The 18,829-nt window shown below is 63.5% G+C and carries 16 protein-coding genes and 1 tRNA gene; 7 read left to right on the top strand and 10 right to left on the bottom strand.

All coding sequences use genetic code 11. The features are described 5' to 3' along the window. The first annotated feature begins 66 nt into the window (after positions 1-66). The 3 genes from A0O30_RS21740 (at position 67) to A0O30_RS21730 (ending at position 3,376) form a co-directional block, all read left to right on the top strand. A complete protein-coding gene (locus A0O30_RS21740) occupies positions 67-1,299 on the top strand; it encodes an MFS transporter (protein WP_105947958.1) in 1,233 nt (410 codons plus the stop codon). A gap of 36 nt (positions 1,300-1,335) precedes the next feature. Then, complete coding sequence (locus A0O30_RS21735) at positions 1,336-2,109, top strand: helix-turn-helix domain-containing protein (RefSeq protein ID WP_105947957.1); 774 nt, start codon at positions 1,336-1,338, stop codon at positions 2,107-2,109. A gap of 118 nt (positions 2,110-2,227) precedes the next feature. Continuing rightward, positions 2,228-3,376: a M14-type cytosolic carboxypeptidase gene (locus A0O30_RS21730; RefSeq protein ID WP_105947956.1), complete on the top strand. Its 1,149-nt coding sequence runs from the start codon at positions 2,228-2,230 to the stop codon at positions 3,374-3,376. Positions 3,377-3,500: 124 nt separating this feature from the next. Here A0O30_RS21730 and A0O30_RS21725 read toward each other — a convergent pair whose 3' ends face one another. From A0O30_RS21725 to A0O30_RS21695, 7 genes are all read right to left on the bottom strand, one after another. Next, the gene (locus A0O30_RS21725; protein WP_105947955.1) at positions 3,501-4,472 is read right to left on the bottom strand and encodes a spore coat U domain-containing protein; all 972 of its coding nucleotides are present in this window, start codon (positions 4,470-4,472) and stop codon (positions 3,501-3,503) included. Then, on the bottom strand, positions 4,469-6,766 hold the full coding sequence (locus tag A0O30_RS21720) for a fimbria/pilus outer membrane usher protein (RefSeq protein ID WP_105948029.1): 2,298 nt from the start codon (positions 6,764-6,766) through the stop codon (positions 4,469-4,471). The genes A0O30_RS21725 and A0O30_RS21720 overlap by 4 nt, the downstream gene beginning before the upstream one ends. A gap of 108 nt (positions 6,767-6,874) precedes the next feature. Next, positions 6,875-7,651 carry a molecular chaperone gene (locus A0O30_RS21715; protein WP_105947954.1) on the bottom strand — a complete coding sequence of 259 codons (777 nt, stop codon included), beginning with the start codon at positions 7,649-7,651 and terminating at the stop codon, positions 6,875-6,877. A 40-nt stretch (positions 7,652-7,691) separates the two neighbouring features. Continuing rightward, positions 7,692-8,195 (bottom strand): spore coat U domain-containing protein, encoded by a 504-nt coding sequence (locus A0O30_RS21710; protein ID WP_105947953.1) that lies wholly within the window; start codon positions 8,193-8,195, stop codon positions 7,692-7,694. A 3-nt stretch (positions 8,196-8,198) separates the two neighbouring features. Further along, positions 8,199-8,732 (bottom strand): spore coat U domain-containing protein, encoded by a 534-nt coding sequence (locus A0O30_RS21705; protein ID WP_105947952.1) that lies wholly within the window; start codon positions 8,730-8,732, stop codon positions 8,199-8,201. A gap of 18 nt (positions 8,733-8,750) precedes the next feature. Continuing rightward, positions 8,751-9,287 (bottom strand): spore coat U domain-containing protein, encoded by a 537-nt coding sequence (locus tag A0O30_RS21700; protein WP_105947951.1) that lies wholly within the window; start codon positions 9,285-9,287, stop codon positions 8,751-8,753. A 30-nt stretch (positions 9,288-9,317) separates the two neighbouring features. Further along, complete coding sequence (locus A0O30_RS21695) at positions 9,318-9,845, bottom strand: spore coat U domain-containing protein (RefSeq protein ID WP_016714725.1); 528 nt, start codon at positions 9,843-9,845, stop codon at positions 9,318-9,320. Between the two features lie 254 nt (positions 9,846-10,099). Between A0O30_RS21695 and A0O30_RS21690 the strand changes: the two genes are divergently transcribed. Genes A0O30_RS21690 through A0O30_RS21680 form a run of 3 tightly spaced genes read left to right on the top strand, consistent with a single transcriptional unit; the run spans position 10,100 to position 15,227 of the window. After that, on the top strand, positions 10,100-12,349 hold the full coding sequence (locus A0O30_RS21690) for an ATP-binding protein (protein WP_105947950.1): 2,250 nt from the start codon (positions 10,100-10,102) through the stop codon (positions 12,347-12,349). Between the two features lie 15 nt (positions 12,350-12,364). Then, positions 12,365-12,826: a response regulator gene (locus tag A0O30_RS21685; protein WP_104835155.1), complete on the top strand. Its 462-nt coding sequence runs from the start codon at positions 12,365-12,367 to the stop codon at positions 12,824-12,826. Between the two features lie 13 nt (positions 12,827-12,839). Then, positions 12,840-15,227: a response regulator gene (locus A0O30_RS21680; protein WP_105947949.1), complete on the top strand. Its 2,388-nt coding sequence runs from the start codon at positions 12,840-12,842 to the stop codon at positions 15,225-15,227. A 111-nt stretch (positions 15,228-15,338) separates the two neighbouring features. On the opposite strand, the gene A0O30_RS21675 is transcribed toward A0O30_RS21680, so the two are convergent. Next, a tRNA-Gln gene (locus A0O30_RS21675) sits at positions 15,339-15,413 on the bottom strand. A gap of 274 nt (positions 15,414-15,687) precedes the next feature. On the opposite strand from A0O30_RS21675, the gene zapE reads away from it, so the two are divergent. Then, positions 15,688-16,773, top strand: coding sequence for a cell division protein ZapE (gene zapE, locus A0O30_RS21670; protein ID WP_105947948.1), 1,086 nt, complete (start codon positions 15,688-15,690; stop codon positions 16,771-16,773). A gap of 30 nt (positions 16,774-16,803) precedes the next feature. Here the strand turns inward: zapE and A0O30_RS21665 are convergent, their stop codons facing one another. Together A0O30_RS21665 and A0O30_RS21660 are read right to left on the bottom strand one after the other, a co-directional pair. After that, positions 16,804-17,574, bottom strand: coding sequence for an SDR family NAD(P)-dependent oxidoreductase (locus A0O30_RS21665; protein WP_105947947.1), 771 nt, complete (start codon positions 17,572-17,574; stop codon positions 16,804-16,806). Between the two features lie 75 nt (positions 17,575-17,649). Then, complete coding sequence (locus tag A0O30_RS21660) at positions 17,650-18,483, bottom strand: transporter substrate-binding domain-containing protein (protein WP_105947946.1); 834 nt, start codon at positions 18,481-18,483, stop codon at positions 17,650-17,652. Between the last annotated feature and the right edge of the window lie 346 nt (positions 18,484-18,829).

Here is an 18,829-nt window from a genome sequence, read left to right as displayed (position 1 = left end):
CAACCCGGGCACTGGCTAACCTGCTGCGGCAATGCCTTGCTCCCTTGCCACAGAAGAACCTTGCCCATGACAACCTCCGCTGCCTCCGTAGCCTCCACCACGCCTGCCGACCAGCCTCAGGGCTTTGTGGTCCGCATCGTCGGTGCTGCTGCATTCGCCCACCTGCTCAACGACCTGATCCAGGCGGTGCTGCCATCGATCTACCCCATGCTGAAAAGCGATTTTGCGCTCAGCTTTGCCCAGATCGGCTGGATCGCCCTGGTCTACCAGGTGACCGCCTCCCTGCTGCAGCCCTGGGTCGGCCTGTTCACCGACAAACATCCACAACCCTTCCTGCTGCCCGCCGGCATGCTGGTGACGCTGGTGGGCATCGCCCTGCTCGCCTTTGCCGGCAGCTATGAAATGCTGTTGCTGGCCGCCGCAGTGGTTGGCGTGGGTTCGGCCACCTTCCACCCCGAAGCCTCGCGGGTGGCCAGGATGGCCTCCGGCGGGCGCTTCGGCACCGCGCAATCCACCTTCCAGGTTGGCGGCAATACCGGCTCGGCCCTCGGCCCGCTGCTCACCGCCGCCATCGTCATTCCGCACGGTCAGCCGGCCATTGCCTGGTTCATGCTGGCAGCTGCACTGGCTGTCATGGTGCTGTTGCGGGTAACAGGCTGGAGCGTGCGCCACGGCCAGGCCCGGCTCAAGACCTTCGCCGGTCAGCAGGCACCCGGGTTGTCGCGGGGTGCCATGTGGCGCGCAGTGGCCGTGGTGGCCGTGCTGATGTTCGCCAAGTTCGTTTACATCGCCTCGTTCACCAACTACTTCACCTTCTACCTGATCGAGCATTTCGGCCTGAGCGTGCAACACAGCCAGCTGTACCTGTTCGTGTTCCTCGCAGCCGTGGCGCTGGGGACCTTTGCCGGCGGCCCGGTGGGTGACCGCATCGGGCGCAAGGCGGTGATCTGGGTCTCGTTCCTTGGCGTCGCCCCCTTCGCCCTGGCCCTGCCCCATGCCAACCTGGCCTGGACAGCCGTACTGGCCGTGGCCATTGGCCTGGTGATGTCCTCGGCCTTCGCGGCGCTGGTGGTGTATGCCCAAGAGGCGGTGCCAGGACGGGTCGGCATGGTCTCCGGGGTGATGTTCGGGCTGATGTTCGGCATCAGCGGCATCGGCGCCGCCGGCCTGGGCGAACTGGCCGACCGGCATGGCATCGAGTGGGTGTACCAGGCCATCGCGTTCCTGCCGTTGCTCGGGCTGGCCACCGCGCTGCTGCCGGCCACCCGCTCGCAGGCCCGGCCGAGCCGTTGCTGCTAAAGTGGCGCTGCCTGGCTGCATCTACACGAGGTCACGATGGTAAAGCCGCAGCGCGAATTGCTGGTGGAGGTTGATGAATGGACCTGGGAAGTCGGGAGCCGTGCGACCGACTACCCTACGGACTGGTTCATCGAACCTCACCGGCATGCCAAGCATCAACTGATCTACGCCATCAAAGGCTTGATGATCGTCGAGTCCGGTAACGAATGCTGGACCGTGCCGCCCAGCCGCGGTGTGTGGATGCCCTGCGGCCAGGTGCACGCCATCCGCTGTGTTGGCGACGTGAAGATGCGCAGTGTGTTCGTGCGCACCGACGCGGCGGCGGGCCTGCCCCTGCAGAGCAAGGCCATCAGCATCTCGCCGCTGCTCAGCGAACTGATCAAAGCCTCGGTGGGCTTTACCGCCCCCTTTGCCGAGGACTCGCGTGAAGCCCGGGTGATGCGCTTGATCCTCGACGAAATCTGCGTACTGCCAACCTTGCCGCTGAAGCTGTCGCAACCCAGCGACAGGCGTTTGAAGGCCATCTGCTCGGCCTTGCACGAAAGGCCTGATGACAACGCCACCGTGGCTGACTGGGGCTTGCAACTGGGCATAGATGAAAAGACCATCCAGCGCCTGTTCCGCAAGGAAACCGGCATGACCTTTGGCCAGTGGCGCCAGCAGGCGCGGCTGATGCAGGCACTGGAGCGGATCGCACAGGGCGAGCGGATCATCGATGTGGCGGGGGCGCTGGGGTATGACAGCCCCAGTGCCTTCGCCAGCATGTTCAAGCGCCAGTTCGGCACCACACCGAGCCAGTTCTTCAAATAACCTGCAGGCCGCCAAGGCATCAACACAATGCGGTGGCGCGGCCGGTGCGATTTTGGCGTCGACCGGGCCAAGCCGTGTACAGTACCCCTACAACAACGCCCGATAAGGAGCCCGGCCCATGACCGTGACGCTGTCCCCCGTGCAGATCGACTGCGCTTTCGATTCCGGCAACATTCAGGTGCTGGACGCCAGCAACCCGGCCCAGGTGCACCTGGCCATCCGCCCCGACACCCACAGCGGCCACTACCAGTGGTTCCACTTCAAGGTCAGTGGGCTGACCCCGGGCCAGGTCCATCGCTTCAGCCTCGACAACGCATCGGGCTCCTCGTACAAAAATGCCTGGCGCGGCTACAACGCAGTGGCCAGCTACGACCAGAACACCTGGTTCCGCGTACCCAGTCAGTTCGACGGCACGGCGCTGTCGTTCGAAGTGAAAGCAGAGCAGGAGCAGATCTGGTTTGCCTACTTCGAGCCCTACCCGCGCGCCCGTCACAACCAGCTGATCGAACGTGCTCGCCAGTTGCCAGGGGTCGAGTTGCTGGCCAGCGGCCGAAGCGTACAGGGCCGCGACATTCCGCTGCTGCGCGCCGGCGATGGCGCCACCGGCAAGCGCAAGCTGTGGCTGATTGCCCAGCAGCACCCGGGCGAGCACATGGCCGAATGGTTCATGGAAGGGGTAATCGATCGCCTGCAGGCCAACGATGCAGTGATCCAGCAGTTGCTGGCCAAGGCCGACCTGTACCTGATCCCCAACATGAACCCGGACGGCGCCTTCCTCGGCCACCTGCGTACCAACTTCAAGGGCAAGGACCTCAACCGCGCCTGGCAGGACGCCAGCATCGAGCTGACCCCGGAGGTGTTCTTTGCCCAGGCGCAAATGAAGCAGTACGGGGTGGACGCCTTTGTCGATGTACACGGCGATGAAGAGATCCCCCACGTATTCACCGCCGCCTGCGAGGGCAACCCGGGCTACACGCCACGCCTGGCAACGCTGGAGGAGCAGTTCCGCAGCACCTTGTGCAGCCTGACCCGGGACTTCCAGACCGTGCATGGCTACACCCGTGACGAGCCGGGCCAGGCCAATACCACGCTGGCCTGCAACGCGGTGGGCATGGCGCATGACTGCCTGTCACTGACCCTGGAGATGCCGTTCAAGGACCATGACGACGCGCCCGATGCGGTTACCGGATGGTCGGGGGCGCGGTCGAAGGCACTGGCCGGGGCGGTGCTGGAGACATTGGCGAAAATGGTTGACGATTTGCGTTGACCATCATGGCCTCATCGCCGGCAAGCCGGCTCCCACCTCGACCGCGCTATACATGAGCCATGTGCAGTGCTGTGGGAGCTGGCTTGCCGGCGATGAGGCCGGTAAGCCCGACAGAGGTCTGGGCTCAGAACTGCACATCCAGTATCACACTGTCGGAATAGGTCGCCGCTGGCGGCGTAGCCTGGTCCGTGTAGACCTTGGCGTTATAGTTGAACAGCTGGTTGCCAATACCGGTACCCGCCCCGGGGTTTACGTCTGCATCGGTACTGGCACGTCGTGCCGCCCCCGAAGCGCCCCAGCGCACCGTGCTGGCACTCTTGAAAATGTCGTAGGCCAGGTAGTTGTTGGCCGATGACTTCATTCGCCGCCGCCCACCGGACACGTTCTGCCCGTCATCCAGCCCCACGGTGTAGTTACTGCCCTTGGTGCACGACACGCTCACGCTCTGGCTTACCGTACCGAAACCTGCCACCACCGGGGCACTGCTGAAGCTGATGTCAGGGGTGGTGATCTGGCAGTCGTTGGTCACCGTCAGGCTCACGTTCAAGGTCTGTACGCCTGAACCGATGTCCCGCCCGAGGCAGCCCCCTAGCACACCAATCCCCGAGCAGTAGTCCCAGCTCCAGGCCACGGTCAGGTTCTCTTGATACAACCCTGCCGCGACGTTGCTGCCGATTTGGGTGCGCAGGTAGATCGGTACGGTCTTGGGCGTGATACTGCCGAGTAGCCCCAACACATCGAGGATACCGTTGCGGGCAAAGTCGTAGGCCACATTCCGTGTGATCGGGTAGTTGGTGCTGTTATCGGCATACAGCGTGTAGGCGATGACGTCGCCGGTCGGGCCTACCAGCCCTCCCGAAGCCGGGGTGATCGTGGCGTAGAAGTGGTCACCGGTGCTCAGCAGGCTGAGCAATGAGCCTGAACACCGCAACCCCGAGTTCGTCGACGAAGAGGTTTGTACCGTGGAACGAACCTGCGTCGAATTGAGGCTGCCAAACGCTGCCGGTGACGTCGCCACCGACGAGCACAGGGCCCAGGCCGAGCCAGCCTGCATCAACAGCACGCTCGCCCACACACCACGCAACCAGGCGTTCATCGGCACACCAACGGGCCGATCAAGGGAACCGAGCCTTGCGCTTCAGGCAGGTCGAATTCCACCTGGCAATGCCCACCGCCTTCAATTTCGACCTGCAAGCGGTTGTGCGGCGACAGGTTCTCCAGATAGACCAGGCCGTCCCAGCCCACCACCGCCTGGCCGCCACTTTGCTCGTGGGTAACGCGGCTGCCCAATTTGAGTACCTGCTGGTTTGCGTCCACCAGTTCGACACTGGCCGCCATCACGCGCTTGAGCGGGAACTCCAGCAAGTAGCCGCTGCCCCGGCGTACCGCCACGCGCTGTTCCACATCCGATGCGAGGACATCCGGCGGCAGGTTCATGGGGTCGATCTCGTATTTGCCCCGGTAGTAACCGCTGCTGTACGGCACCAGCAGGTGCCCCTTGGCATCGGTGCGGCCGACTTCCTGGTTTTCGTAGCGTACCGGTACATCGGCATACCCCGCCGTGCTGACCACCACAAAGGCGTCATCAATGCGGTTGGCGGCAAACAGCCCGGCGTCCATCCACACCAGCGAGCCACTGGCATCGGCCCAACGGGTCATTTCGCCGCTGCTGCCATACACACCGGCCTGCAACTGCACCGACTGCAGGCGCCAGGTGACGTCGGCCTGGCGATAGGCATCGCGGTCACTGCCAGCGGCATATCCCAGGTTGTAGCCAACACCGCCACCGACCGGCACCGCACGGCTGTAGTTGACCCGTTGCAGGCGCTCGCCTTCCTTGCTGCGCTCCATGCCCAGCGCCAGGGTGCCATGCAGGTCGAACGGGATTACCAACTGCGCCTGCACCGCCCACTGGCTGTCGCCCACCTCGCGGTTGGCCGACAGGTACACGCTGCTGTTGCCCCACAGCGGCCTGCTGTAACTGAGGTTGATCAGCCGGGTACGCGTGCCATCACCGGCGCGCACATCGAAGTAACCGGCGCCGACGCTGCCGTACTCGTTCAGGTTGAGGCTGAGGGTGACCTGCTCGCTGCTTTTGCTCAGTTGCGTGTCCGGGGCATCGACCCGGGTCAGGTCGGCATAGTCACCATGGCGTTGCAGGCGCTGGTAGCTGAAGCCGATGCGCTGGCTGTTGTACTGATACCCCAAAGCGACCTGGTGACCCTTGTCACCGTCAAACCGGCTTTGCGCCAACGCGGCGTTAAGCACACCGAAGTTGCCCAGCCGCATGTTGCCGCCCAGGCCTGCCAATGCCAGCGACTCAGCGGTTTCGGCGTGGGTTTCCAGGGTGAAGCTGTCACTGACGCCGTAACGCAGGCTGGCCGAAGCAACGCCTGGGCCGTAGGCAAAATCGCGTACGGCGTAATCACGTCGCAAACTGCCCGCAGCCACCGAATAATCCGACAGGCCTTTCTGCAGCAGGCTACTGGTCACGTAGAACGGCAAGGTGGTCGACACCTGCCGGCCCAGCGCATCGGTAGTGACGACCACCGCCTCCCCCGCGCCATTGATGAAGGGCACGTTGGTCAAGGTATAGGGGCCTGGCTGTAGCTCGGTAGTGCTGGACTTGTAGCCGTTGATGAACAGGTCCAGCGACGTTGGGACCGCCGCCTCCCCTGCGAACGCCGGCAACGGGTAAGTGACCAGGTCGGGGCGCGCACCAAAGTCACGTGACAACTGCAAGCCGCCCACGCGTACCGAACTGCTCCAGGGCAAGGCATCGGTCACGAAATCACCCGCCTCATACGTCAGCAGGCGCTGCTCATCGGTGAAGCGCCAGGTGGTGTCGTAACGCATGAAGCCTTGCCGCGTGGCGTCCGCCTGTACGCCATTGAACGACTGACGCCACTGCCCGGTGCTGGAAAAGGTGCCCCAGCTGTCGAACAGGCGCAGCTCGTTCCAGGCGGCCAGGTAGGTGCCGCCGTCGTCGGTGTCATTCAGGTACAGGTCATAGTTGAACAAGGCGCCGAAACTGCTGCGGGCATCGCTGGCCGGGTACAGGTTGCGGTCGCCCAGCTGCTGGTCTGGCAGCCAGGCTGGCGGCACCTGCAGCAGCAGGCGTTGATTCTGGCTGTCGTAGTCGGTATGCAACCCCACGATGCGCTCCAGGGCCACTTCGCCCTGAGGGTTGCCCGGCAGCGAGATGCCCGCCGCGCGCAATACCTCGCTGTCCAGGTACAACTGCCCCGCCCGCTGCTGCACCGGCACCAGTTCAGCCCTGGGCATCTGGTTCACCAGCAGGTCGAGGTACAGCGTGGCATCGGCGATGGCGGACATCTCCGTGGGTGGCGGGGGCAGGTCGTCGGCCAGCGCCAGCCCAGGGCTGACCATGGCCAGCCCCAGGCACCAGCGGCGCGTCATCGCCGTCAGCCACTTCACACACGGTTTCCAACCATTGCCGGGTCCTCCCTGGCCCCTGCACTGCATTCAGTTGCTGGCTCATTGGCCTTGGCGGATGGCGTCCGCCGAGCCTTGGCCGTTGATCCGGCCCTTGAGCACGCTGGTGCTGCCGGGCGCCACGGGTGCCGGCCAACGCATGCTGGCACCCGGCAGCACATAGCCCAGCAAGCCCTCGGCCAGCGGTTTGCTCTGGCTGCCTTGCTGCACCACCACATCGGTCAGGCGCGCGTGCACCGGGCCTGTGTTGCGCAGTTCAACGTAGGGTTTGCCCTGCACGGTCACCGGGCGCCAGCTGAGCTGCGGCTTGCCCACCCCCTCGACATTACGCTTGCCCTCGGGGTCGGCCTTGCCCCACAGCCCCTCGCCGTAGACGAACAAAGGCACCGAGTAACGCATCTGCAGGCGGATGGCCGCTGTTGCGCCGGGCTCGGCCTTTTCGACAGGGAGGGCGGGCGGGATTTCGTCGATGATGATGCGGTAGGCCTGCTCTTGGCCGGCTGGCGAGGGGCCGGTGCGGGTCAGGCGGATCAGCTGCTTTTGCCCCGGCGCAATGTTGGCCACCGGTGGGCTGCCAATGATTTCGCGCTGCGCCTGAAACTGCTCCTGGTAATCACCCTGGCGCCACGCGAACACGCGCACCTGCAAGTTGGCCGGCGCAGTGCCACGGTTTTCCAGCCACAGGGCACCGGCCTTCTGGTCGGCCTCCAGCACCGGGTCGATCGGCCAGATCAGCACCGACGTCGCCGCCCCTGCCGGCAAGCTTGCCAGCCACAACAACCCGATCAATCCATGCGCCCACTTCGCGCCTTCCCGCATGCAGCTCTCCTTAGACACTTGTCGTTGCTGGCGCTGGCGTCTACCAGGTCACCGTCACTTGCACCACATCGGTGTAGATCCCTGCCGGCAGGGTGCCGGTCAGCTGGACCCGCCCGTACACCGGCAGCTTGATCGCCGTCGGGTCGGAATAGCTCACGGCCACGCTCTGGCCGATCCCCAGGCTCTGGCTGAAGGCCGCGTCCCGGTACAACTGGTAGGCCAGCACTTGTGTCCCGCTTGTACGCTTGAGGTTGCGTGTGCCGCTGGCACTGTTCTGCCCCCCGTCAAGGCTCATGCTCATGGCCACGCCTGGCGTGCACTGGAACGTCACCGTACTGCCGCCCAGCGAAGTGCTGAGTGTGCTGGTGGACAACGCTGACTGCGTGCCATAGTCCAGCGTCCCGTAGTTGGTGACGCCGCCCATCACCAGGCAGCCGGCAACGATTTGAGCCGTCACCGTGAAGGTGCTGGTGGTCACCGCACTCAGCGGGGTGGCCAGCAACAGGCCGGTACCGGTCAGGCTCCATGTCAACCAGCGGCGCATGGCTCAGAACGACAGCTCAACCGAAATCGTGTCGGTGTAGGTCCCGGGTGGCAAACCGGCCTTGCCCACCGCCCTGCCGTAAAGATTGACCGTCTGGGCCGCGCCAGTGCTGGTTGGCAACGTGATGGTGCCGTCGATCGCCAGCAAGTTCGAAGCGCCGGAGTCGGTATAGAGGTCGTAGGGCACAAAATTGCCAGCGCCATCGGCAAGCGCCCGCGTCCCCCCGCTCGACTGGCCATCATGCAGGCCGGCGCGCACCTTGATCACAGGGATCGCACCCGCCGAGCACAGAATGCTCATGGCACCGCCACCACTCCTCTGTACCTGAGCATTGGCGCTGGTGAACAGGGCATCCACAGTGCCGAAGTTCAGCGCGCCGAAATTCAGCCCTGATGTCGCCGTACCGCCATTGACCTGGCACGCGGCAGTCAGGGTCAACGTCGAGGTAATGCTCCCGGTCACCGTGGCGGCCTGTGCCGGAGAGGCCAGCGCCAGGCCGAGGCCTGCAAGCATGCAGCATGAAAGGTTCGTTCGCATCGGAGTCTCCTTGCGTAGTTACCAGTCCAGGGTCACTCTGAGGGTGTCGCGGTACAGCCCGGCCGGCAGTGCGCGGGGTTGCGCCACTACCACACCGTAGATGGGAATCGGGATCTGCCGGGCGCTGTTGATGGTGAAGGCGCGTGCCTGGCCGATGACGTAACGGCTATTGCCGCCCGGGTCGACCGCCAGTTGATAAGGGATCAGTTCACGGCCGTTGCTCAGGCGGCGAATACCATCATCGCCATTCAGGCCACCATTGATCCGCACGTTGAAAGCCCGTACCTCGGGCGTGCAGCTGATCTGCAGGCTGCCCTCGCCGCCCGCTTCGTCAACCCGGCTACGCAGCGGCTGGTCCCAGTTCGGGCCGCGCTCGCCAAAGTCCAGTACACCCGGGTTGCCCAGCACGGCCGGCTGCGTTTCGTTGCTGCTGATCTGGCAGGCGGCGCTGATGACCAGCCGCGCCTGGATGAAGCCGGTGGTGCTGCCATGCACCGTGCCACCGGGCACCAGCAGTGGCCCCAGGGTGAGCAACAGGATCGAAGTGCGCTTCATGGCATCGCGTCCTTGTGCATGATGATATCCCTACCAGGTGACCGTGACTTTGAGCAGGTCGGCGTACAGCCCTGCATTCGGCACCCAGGCCAGTTTGTCGACACGCGCATACAGCGGCAGCTCGACCGAGCCACTGCTTGGCACCCGCGCCGACTGGGCCACGCCAACCTCCAAGGGGTCGCGCCAGGCAGCATCGCGGTACAAGCGGTAAGGAATGGGCCGTGCGGTGCGGTCGTCGCTGGCCAGGTAACGCAGCTCGCCAACGCCGCCATGCTGGCCGCCGTCGACGCGCACTTGATAAGGGGTGCCCGGGTTGCACTCCAGGCGCGGCGGGCGCTGGCTCAGCAGAACCCCGCTCAAAGGCGCGCCAGGGCCGTCCAGGCGCGCCGTCGCACCCAGGTCGATCCGCCCTAGCGCCTGAGCTCCCGCATCGCGTGCCTGGGTCACCAGCATGCAGCCGCGCTGCACCAGCACCCGCACTTCCACGAGAAAGTCCGCAGCCACGGTACTGCCACTGAACAACAGGCCCAACAGCGCGGCCACCAAGCGCTCCGTCACCTTATTATCCTTATTGAAACTGCCTGATCTGAGCGTAGCAGCGAGGCAGCGCAACTGTGGTGGCATCAAGCCATTTTTTTGTATTAGCGATAAAGCGATACCGCCCCGTCAAAAAAAACCAAGCCCGCGTAGAACCCCTCGCTACCCAGTGCCTCCAATGGCCAGAGGCCGGTAAAACTGCCTATATTCTGATAGGGTGAAACAACCTCATCCTGTGCCATACATGGACGGACAAGACAGGAGCGTTTTCATTGATGACTGCAGACAACACGCTGGCAGAAGCCATGGAACGCTGTGCCCGGGAACCGATCCACCTGCCGAGCAGCATCCAGCCCCACGGTTTCTTGCTGGTGCTGGATGCCACCGACCTGTGCGTGCTGCAGGCCAGTGAAAATGTCGAGCACTGGCTGGGCTTGCCGGCCCGGGAGCTGATCGGTTGCCACTTCACCCACCTGGTCAGCGACGGTTTTGACGTGCGCGCGCAGCTCGCGCGTTTACCCGACGATGAAATTTTCCCTTTCCACATTGGCGACGTGCGTTTGCGCCAGGGCGCGCCGTTCAGCACCCCATTGCACTTGCTGGTGCACTGTCATGACGAAGTATTGGTCGCCGAACTCGAACCCCCACGCCTGCCACCGGACCTGGCCGGGCAAGGCGACTACTACCCGCTGGTGCGCAGCTTCGTTGGCAGCCTTCAGCTGGCCAGCAGCCTTGAAGACCTGCTGCAGCAAACGGTGCTGCAGCTCAAGCGCATCACCGGTTTTGGCCGGGTCAAGGCGTACCGTTTCGATGCCGATGGCAACGGCCAGGTGCTGGCCGAGGTGGCCGACCCGGGCTACCCCCGTTACCTGGGCCTATGCTTCCCGGCTGCAGACATCCCGCGCCAGGCGCGCGAGCTGTACCGGGTGAACCGCATCCGCGTGATCGAAGACGCCAACTACCAACCCTCGCCCCTGCTGCCGGCCACCAACCCGCGTACCGGCAAGGCACTGGACATGAGCTTCGCCGCGCTGCGCAGCGTGTCACCGGTGCACCTGCAATACATGCGCAACATGGGCACGCTGGCCTCGATGTCGTTGTCGATCGTGGTCGACGGTGAGCTGTGGGGGCTGGTGTCCTGCCACCATCAGCAGCCGCGTGCGGTGGACCTGCGTACCCGCACGGCCAGCGAGCTGCTGGCCAGCGTGCTGTCGCTGCAGATCGAGTCCCGCGAGGCGCATGCCAGCACACGCAAGCTGCTGGCGCTGCGCCAACACATCGTGCGCATGATCTCGTCCATGGCCGACCATGACAGCGTCAGCGATGGCCTGCGCGACCTGCCCCATGTGCTGCTGGCCTTTGCCGGTGCCCAGGGTGCCGCCGTAATCTCGGCCGAACGCTGCGACCTGATCGGCAAGACCCCGCCCGAAGCCCAGGTGACCGCGCTGGTGCACTGGCTCGGCCAACGCGGTGCAGACACGGTGTTCCACAGCGACAACCTGCGCCGTGACATCACCGACCTGCCCGAACTGGCCGCCCATGCAGGCGGTGTGCTGGCGGTGGCCATCTCGCAGATCCACTCGCACTACCTGCTGTGGTTCCGCCCCGAGCAGGTGCGCACGGTGAGCTGGGCGGGCCAGCCGACCAAGCAGGCCGGGCCGCAGGGCAACCTCGACCCGCGACACAGTTTTGAGCGCTGGCAGGAAGAACTGCGCGGCTACTGCGAGCCCTGGGACCCGCTGGTGATCGAGGGCGTGATGGAGTTGCGCAGCGCCGTGCTGGGCATTGTGTTGCGCAAGGCCGAAGAGCTGGCGCAACTGGCAGGCGAGTTGCGCCGTTCGAATAAGGAGCTTGAAGCATTTTCATACAGCGTGTCCCACGACTTGCGCGCCCCCTTGCGGCACATCGCCGGCTACACCGAGCTCCTCGGCGAAATCGAAGGCCAGGGCCTGAGCGAACGCGGCAAGCGCTACCTTCAGCATATCGGAGAAGCGGCGCACTTCGCCGGCAGCCTGGTGGACAACCTGCTCAACTTCTCGCAAATGGGCCGCTCGGCCTTGCGCCTGTCCGACGTCGACCTCAACACGCTGGTCGATGCGATTCGCAGCGAGCTGGCACCGGATTACGAAGGCCGCGCAATCGTTTGGGACATCGCTGCACTGCCCAAGGTGATCGGCGACCCGGCATTCATCAACATGGCCTTGCACAACCTGATCGCCAATGCCATCAAGTACACGCGTGGCCGTAACCCCGCGCACATAGGCATCCGCGCGGTACAGCACCCTGACGAAACCGAAATCTGCATCGTCGACAATGGCGTAGGCTTCGACATGGCCTACGCCAACAAGCTGTTCGGTGTGTTCCAGCGCCTGCACCGCATGGAGGACTTCGAAGGCACCGGGATTGGCCTGGCCAGCGTGCGCCGTATCATCGAGCGCCATGACGGCCGGGTCTGGGCCACTGGCCAGATCGACCAGGGTGCCAGCTTCCACTTCACCCTGCCGCACCACCCCGAATCCACCTGAGGCACCACTATCACCATGCTTAAACCCATCCTGCTGGTCGAAGACAACCCAAGGGACCTGGAGCTGACGCTGCTGGCCCTGGAGCGCAGCCAGTTGGCCAACGAAGTCATCGTGCTGCGCGACGGCGCCGATGCCCTGGACTACCTGCTGCGCCGCAATGCCTATGCCGATCGCGACGACGGCAACCCTGCCGTGCTGCTACTGGACCTGAAACTGCCCAAGGTCGATGGCCTGGAAGTGCTCAAGGCAGTCCGTGCCACACCCGAACTGCGCAGCATCCCCACCGTCATGCTGACCTCCTCACGGGAGGAGCCCGACCTGCTGCGCGCCTACGAGTTGGGGGTGAACGCGTATGTGGTCAAACCGGTGGAGTTCAAGGAATTCGTCGCCGCCATCTCCGACCTCGGGGTATTCTGGGCAGTGCTCAACGAACCGCCACCCGGCTCACTGCGGCTGAACCGTCGCGGTAGCAACTGAGGCCGCCGCAACGATGCAGCAAACGCCGTTGAAAATACTGATGGTCGAAGACAGCGCGATGGACGCCGAGCTGACCCTGATGCGCCTGGAGCGCAGCGGGCTGAATGTGCAGCACCGGCTGGTGTTCGACCATGCGGGCGTCGAACATGCCCTGCGTGAGGCCCACTATGACCTGATCCTGTGCGACTGCGTGCTGCCAGGCTCGTCCGGCACCGAGGTGCTGGCCATCGCCCAGCGCCTGGCGCCAGACATACCGTTCATTTTCCTGTCCGGCATTTATGGCGAAGAGCACGCGGTGGAAATGATCCGCCTCGGCGCCACCGACTATGTGCTGAAAAAAAACCTGCCACTGCTGCCCAAGGCCGTGCGCCGGGCCCTGACCGAGGTGCAGGAACGCCAGCGCCGGCGCCGCGCCGAAGAGGCACTGGCAGATGTCGAAGCCCGTGCCCGCATCGCCATCGACGCCGCCGGCATGGGCACCTGGGACCTGCGCCCGCAAGAAGGCCTGCTGCTGTGGGACGACCGCTGCAAGACGTTGTTCGGCCTGCCCACCAGCACCGAAATGAGCCTTGACGTGTTCTACGCCGGCATCTACCCCGACGACCTGCCACTGGTGCGCGAGGCGGTGGAGCACGCCATGCGCCCGGAAAGCGGCGGCCACTACCGGGTCGAGTTCCGTATTGCCCAACCCAACGGGCTGGAGCCACGCTGGTTGCTTAGCAGCGGCCAGTGCCAGTTCGTCAACGACCAGTGCGTGCGTTTTTCCGGCGTACTGCAGGACATCCACACCCAGCGCCTGGCCACCCAGGCGCTGCGCCAGCTCAACGAGATGCTGGGCGAGCGGGTGGAACGCCGCACCCGAGAACGCGACCGCGCCTGGGAGTTGTCGCAGGACCTGCTGGCCGTGCTCAACAAAGACCTGACCCCAGTCGCACTCAACCCCGCCTGGGAAGCCAGCCTGGGCTTCTCCCGCGAGCGGCTGAGCCAGTCCTCCTTGCTGCACCTGCTGCCCGAGCACGACCAGGAACTGTTGCTTACCGAACTGGCCGCCCTCGCCCACGGCCGCACCAGTGCCCGCTTCGTGGGGCGCATCCAGCACGCCGGTGGGCAGCAGCGCTGGCTGTCGTGGGTGGTGGTGCCCGAAGACACCTTGCTGTACGTGGTGGCGCGCGACATTACCAGCGAGCGCGAAGCCGCCCTTGGCCTGGCAGAAGCCAACACGCGCCTGCGCGAACAGATCAACGAGCGCGAACGCATCGAGGCGGCGCTGCAACAGATGCAACGGCTGGAAGCGGTCGGCCAGCTGACCGCAGGCGTGGCCCACGACTTCAACAACCTGCTGACGGTCATCCTCACCGGCGCCAGCTTTCTCGAGCGCGACCTGGCCAAGGCCAACCTGGACAAAGCCCGCACGCGCCTCACGCACATCCGCGAAGCCGGCGAGCGTGGCGCCAAGCTGACCTCACAGCTGCTGGCGTTTTCCCGCCGTCAGCGCCTGGAACCCGTGCCGCTGAACCTCAATCGCACCCTGGCCGGCCTGGAAGAACTGTTAAGCCGCACCTTGGGCGGTAACGTCTCGGTACGCCTGGACCTGGACCCGGCCCTGTGGCAGGCCCTGACCGACCCTACCCAGACCGAAATGATCATCCTCAACCTGGCGATCAATGCCCGCGATGCCATGCCCGATGGCGGCCAGCTGACCCTGACAACTCACAACACCCGCATCGATACCCGCCCGCAGCGCCCCGAAGACCCGGAGCCTGGGGAATATGTGATGCTGAGCATCCGCGATACCGGCTGTGGCATGAGCGAAGACGTGCTGGCCAAGGTGTTCGAGCCGTTCTTTACCACCAAGGACATCGGCAAGGGCTCCGGCCTTGGCCTGGCCCAGGTGTTCGGCTTTGCCAAACAGTCCGGGGGCGGCGTGCGCATCGACACCGTACCTGGCCGTGGCACGCAAGTGGCGGTGTATCTGCCGGCGGTCAAGGAGCAGGCCATGAGCGAACCGGCCGTACCGCTGCTCAGGCAGTCGGTCAGCGACAGTGGCCGCAACCGTACGGTACTGCTGGTGGATGATGACCACCTGGTGCGCGACATGCTGGGCGACGTGTTGCGCCAGTACGGCTACCAGGTGCGCCAGGCGCACAGCGGCGAACAGGCCCTGGCCCTGCTGGATGGGGAAATCGACCTGCTGCTTACCGATTTCGCCATGCCCGAGTTCAACGGCGCGCAGTTGGCGCTGGCGGCCCGTGACCGCTACCCGCACCTGCCGGTGGTGTTTCTTACCGGTTATGCGGAGTTGCAGGGCCTGGAATTACCGGGCAGCGTGGTGATCCAGAAGCCCGTGCAGGCGGATGAACTGGCCAGGGTGCTGAATGAAATGCTGGGGATTGCAGGTTAGTTGAGAGCGGCACACGGCCGCTCTACAGACATCGCGCAAAAACGACAAAAACGACAAAACCCAGCGCTCATTTTCCTAAGCACCGGGTGATATACGTTTGAATCTGAAAAATGGCAGGGGCGGCTGGATTCGAACCAACGCATGGCAGGATCAAAACCTGCTGCCTTACCGCTTGGCGACGCCCCTGTATCGGATGCAGCGTTTGCTGCTCTGACAATTCCAACTGAGTGACAACTGGGTTGTTGTCTTGGAATGCGCGGCACTTTAACAACAAAGTTTTGATCTGTGAAGCCCCTGATGAAAAAAAATTGCCAGAAAACAGCGAGTTAGTCATTTTCCCCACGCTGATGCCAGACCTATCGCATGAAGCGATCATTGCCGGCCACTTTCTGTATTGGTCAAAATGGCCGCCCTCGGGCAAGCTGCACGCTGCCCCGCCATCGCCCAAGGAGCTGTGCATTTGTCTGCCTGGATCCCCGCCCCACTTCGCCAGCTTGGCCAACGCCTGCGTGGCGTCGAAGCCAACCACAGTGAACTGCTCGACTGGTTCGAGGACAAAGCCCGCAGCCGGGGTTACCAGCTGAGTGATGGCCAGCGACGGGTGATCCAGTGCATGGCCACACAACTGGTACAGCTCGAACAAGGGCAACCACGCAGCCTTTACCTGTACGGCTCGGTGGGACGCGGCAAAAGCTGGCTGCTCGATGGCTTTTTTCAGGCGGTGCCGGTAGAAGCCAAACTGCGCCTGCACTTTCATGACTTCTTCGCCCGCCTGCACCAGGGCATGCACCGCCACCGGGCATTGGACGATGCGCTGGGTGCCACACTCGATGAGCTGGTGGGCGATTGCCGGGTGCTGTGCTTCGATGAGTTCCATGTGCATGACATTGGCGATGCCATGCTGCTCACCCGGTTGTTCAACGCCTTGTTCGCCCGTGGCGTGTTCCTGCTGGTGACCTCCAACTACGCCCCTGAAGGCTTGCTGCCCAACCCGCTGTACCACGAGCGTTTCCTGCCCGTGATCCGCCTGATCAACAGCGCTATGGAAGTGCTGGAGGTAGGCGGCGATACAGATTTTCGCAGCCTGCCGGCCAACCGCGAGCACCAGCGTTTCACCCAGGGCCATTATGTGTGGCCAGGCGATGCCGCGCAGCGCCAGGCGCTGAACGTGCCGCGCGAAGAGCCGGTGATGCTGGAGGTGAACAAGCGCCCCTTACGCGCACTGGCCATCGACGGCCGGCGGGTGGTGCTCGGGTTTGACGACTTGTGCGAAAAGGCCACGGCGGTGATCGACTACCTGGTGCTGGCGCAGCAGTACGATGAGTGGATCATTGATGGGCTGGATGACCTGGCGGAATGTTCGCTGGCAGCCCAGCAGCGCTTCGTCAACCTGGTGGATGTGCTGTATGACCAGGACCGTCAAGTGACGGTGATTGGCAAGCGACCGCTGGAAGAGAGCCTGGGCGGGCCGCTTGCCGACCTGATGCGAACCCGCAGCCGGTTGGGGCAACTGCACCAGTCAGCCCCTTGGCACTGCATGGCCTGAACAGGCCTCTTCGCGAGTAAACCCGCTGAGTTATCGGATGTAACTGCCCCCATTGACGTCCAGCGTCGCGCCATTGAGCGACGCCTGGGACGGACGCAGCGTGAACGCAACCAACTCAGCGACTTCTGCAGGAGCGGCCATTCTCCCCACCGGGATATCAGACACTGCCGCCGCTTCACCCTGTTGAGCGACAAACTGCTCAGCCATGTCGGTACGCACCCAACCCGGCGCAATAGCCACCGCAACCACACCATCAGCAGCCACGCTACGGGCAAGGGACTTTGTAAGGTTGATCAACGCAGCCTTACTGGTGCCATAAGGCAAGGCATCGGCAGCGTAGCCGCGCTGGGCCGCACGACTGGCCATGTTGATGATTCGTCCGCCACCGTGGGCACGGTAGTGCTGGACGGCTTCGCGGCTGAGATCGGCGGCAGCGAAGAAGTTGACCTGAAACTCACGGCGCCAAGCGGCGCGCCACTGTGCCGAGTCGGCCTCCAGGCCAATTTCAGTGCGGATACCGGCGTTGTTCACAAGACCATGGATACGGCCACCGCTCAACTCAAGTGCGGCCTGCCAAAGCTGCTCTGGCCCGGCCTCATCACTCAGGTCGCCCTGTACGATCCAACCCTTACCACCGATGCGCTCGAGCAATGCGCGGGCGCCCTGCTCGTCACGGCTGTAATGAATGATCGGGCGCGCACCCTCGGCCGCCAACTGCTCGACGATCGCGGCACCAATACCACCAGAGGCACCGGTCACCAGTACGGTTTGTCCTGCCAGGGGGCGTGTCGGGTCACACATCAGTTATCACCTTCTTGTTTCAAGAACGGGAAAATGCTGCCCGCACCACAATCGCGGACAGCATGCCAGGGAATCCTATTTCGCAGCATTGGCCTCGTTCGAGGCCTTGTCGACCAGTTGCTGGATATCGCCGGTATCGCGCTTTTGGCGCAGGTAGATATTCAGCACCTCCAGGTCGGCAGGCGAAATATCGCGCCGCACGCCGAACGATACGCCCTGCTTGGCCAAGGCCGGCTTGGGCAAAATCTCACGCGTCCAGGTGGGGTTGGCCATTGCAAACAAGTGGTTGGTATCACTGGCGTCTACCAGCACGTCAGCGCGTTTTGACATGACCGCAAGGCGAGCTTCATCCATGCCCGGCAAACGCATGATCTTGCCGTTATGGATCACCGAGGAAATGGCTTTGTCCTGGGCGGTGCCCGACATGACAGCGAAGGTCACTTCAGGCTTGTCGAGGGCCGAAAGGTCTTCTTTCACATCAGCGACCTTGGGGTTGTCCTTGTTCACCAGCAGCGATACCTGGTAATCGGTGGCTGGCACAGTGAAGGCAACCGCCAGGGCACGCTCGGGGGTCTGGTTGAGGGCCATGGCCAAGTCCCACTTGTTGCTTTGCAAACCTGCCACCAGGTTGTCCCAGTTGGTATCGACAAACGATACCTTCACCTTCAGCACCTTCTCCCCGAAATCGCGGCACAAGTCGACAAAGTAGCCGCTGTACTCGCCTGTCTTGGCGTCACGCATCACGTACGGCGCAGCAACCGCTGCACCGCAGCGCAACTCTCCTGCCTTTTGAATGGTTTGCCAAACCGACGTTTCCGCAGCCTGGGCAGCGGATTGAGCCAGCAATGCACCACACAGGCTTGCGCCAACGAAGAGACCTTTCAGATACGACGGGACCGGAAGAACCATTTCACACCTCACTGATATTCATTGTTTTTGGCAGGAAGGTACGGCACTTTCTGCATGCTATTTTGTGTGCATGACTGCATTCACAATAAAAATTATGCCTGGCGCTGTCAACAGCATCGCGCTGTAGCGATTAATCCTCAGAGGAATCATTTTTCAGGCGAAGCGCTGAACACGAAAGCACTCACTTCGCTGGCCAATAATGGGTGAGTATTTTAGAAACATAGCGTGAGAAAAAAAGGATTTAACTCAACAATGCTTTCACCCAAAGTCTTGTGATCTGTAGGGGCCGCACGAGCGGCGGACCGCTGAATGACACGTTGGCACCGTCACCAGAGTGCCTGTTACA

Origin of the sequence: Pseudomonas sp. LLC-1, assembly GCF_002992185.1 — a bacterium.
In the GTDB taxonomy this organism is placed as follows: domain Bacteria; phylum Pseudomonadota; class Gammaproteobacteria; order Pseudomonadales; family Pseudomonadaceae; genus Aquipseudomonas; species Aquipseudomonas monteilii.
This window is presented reverse-complemented; position numbering and strand designations above follow the sequence as displayed.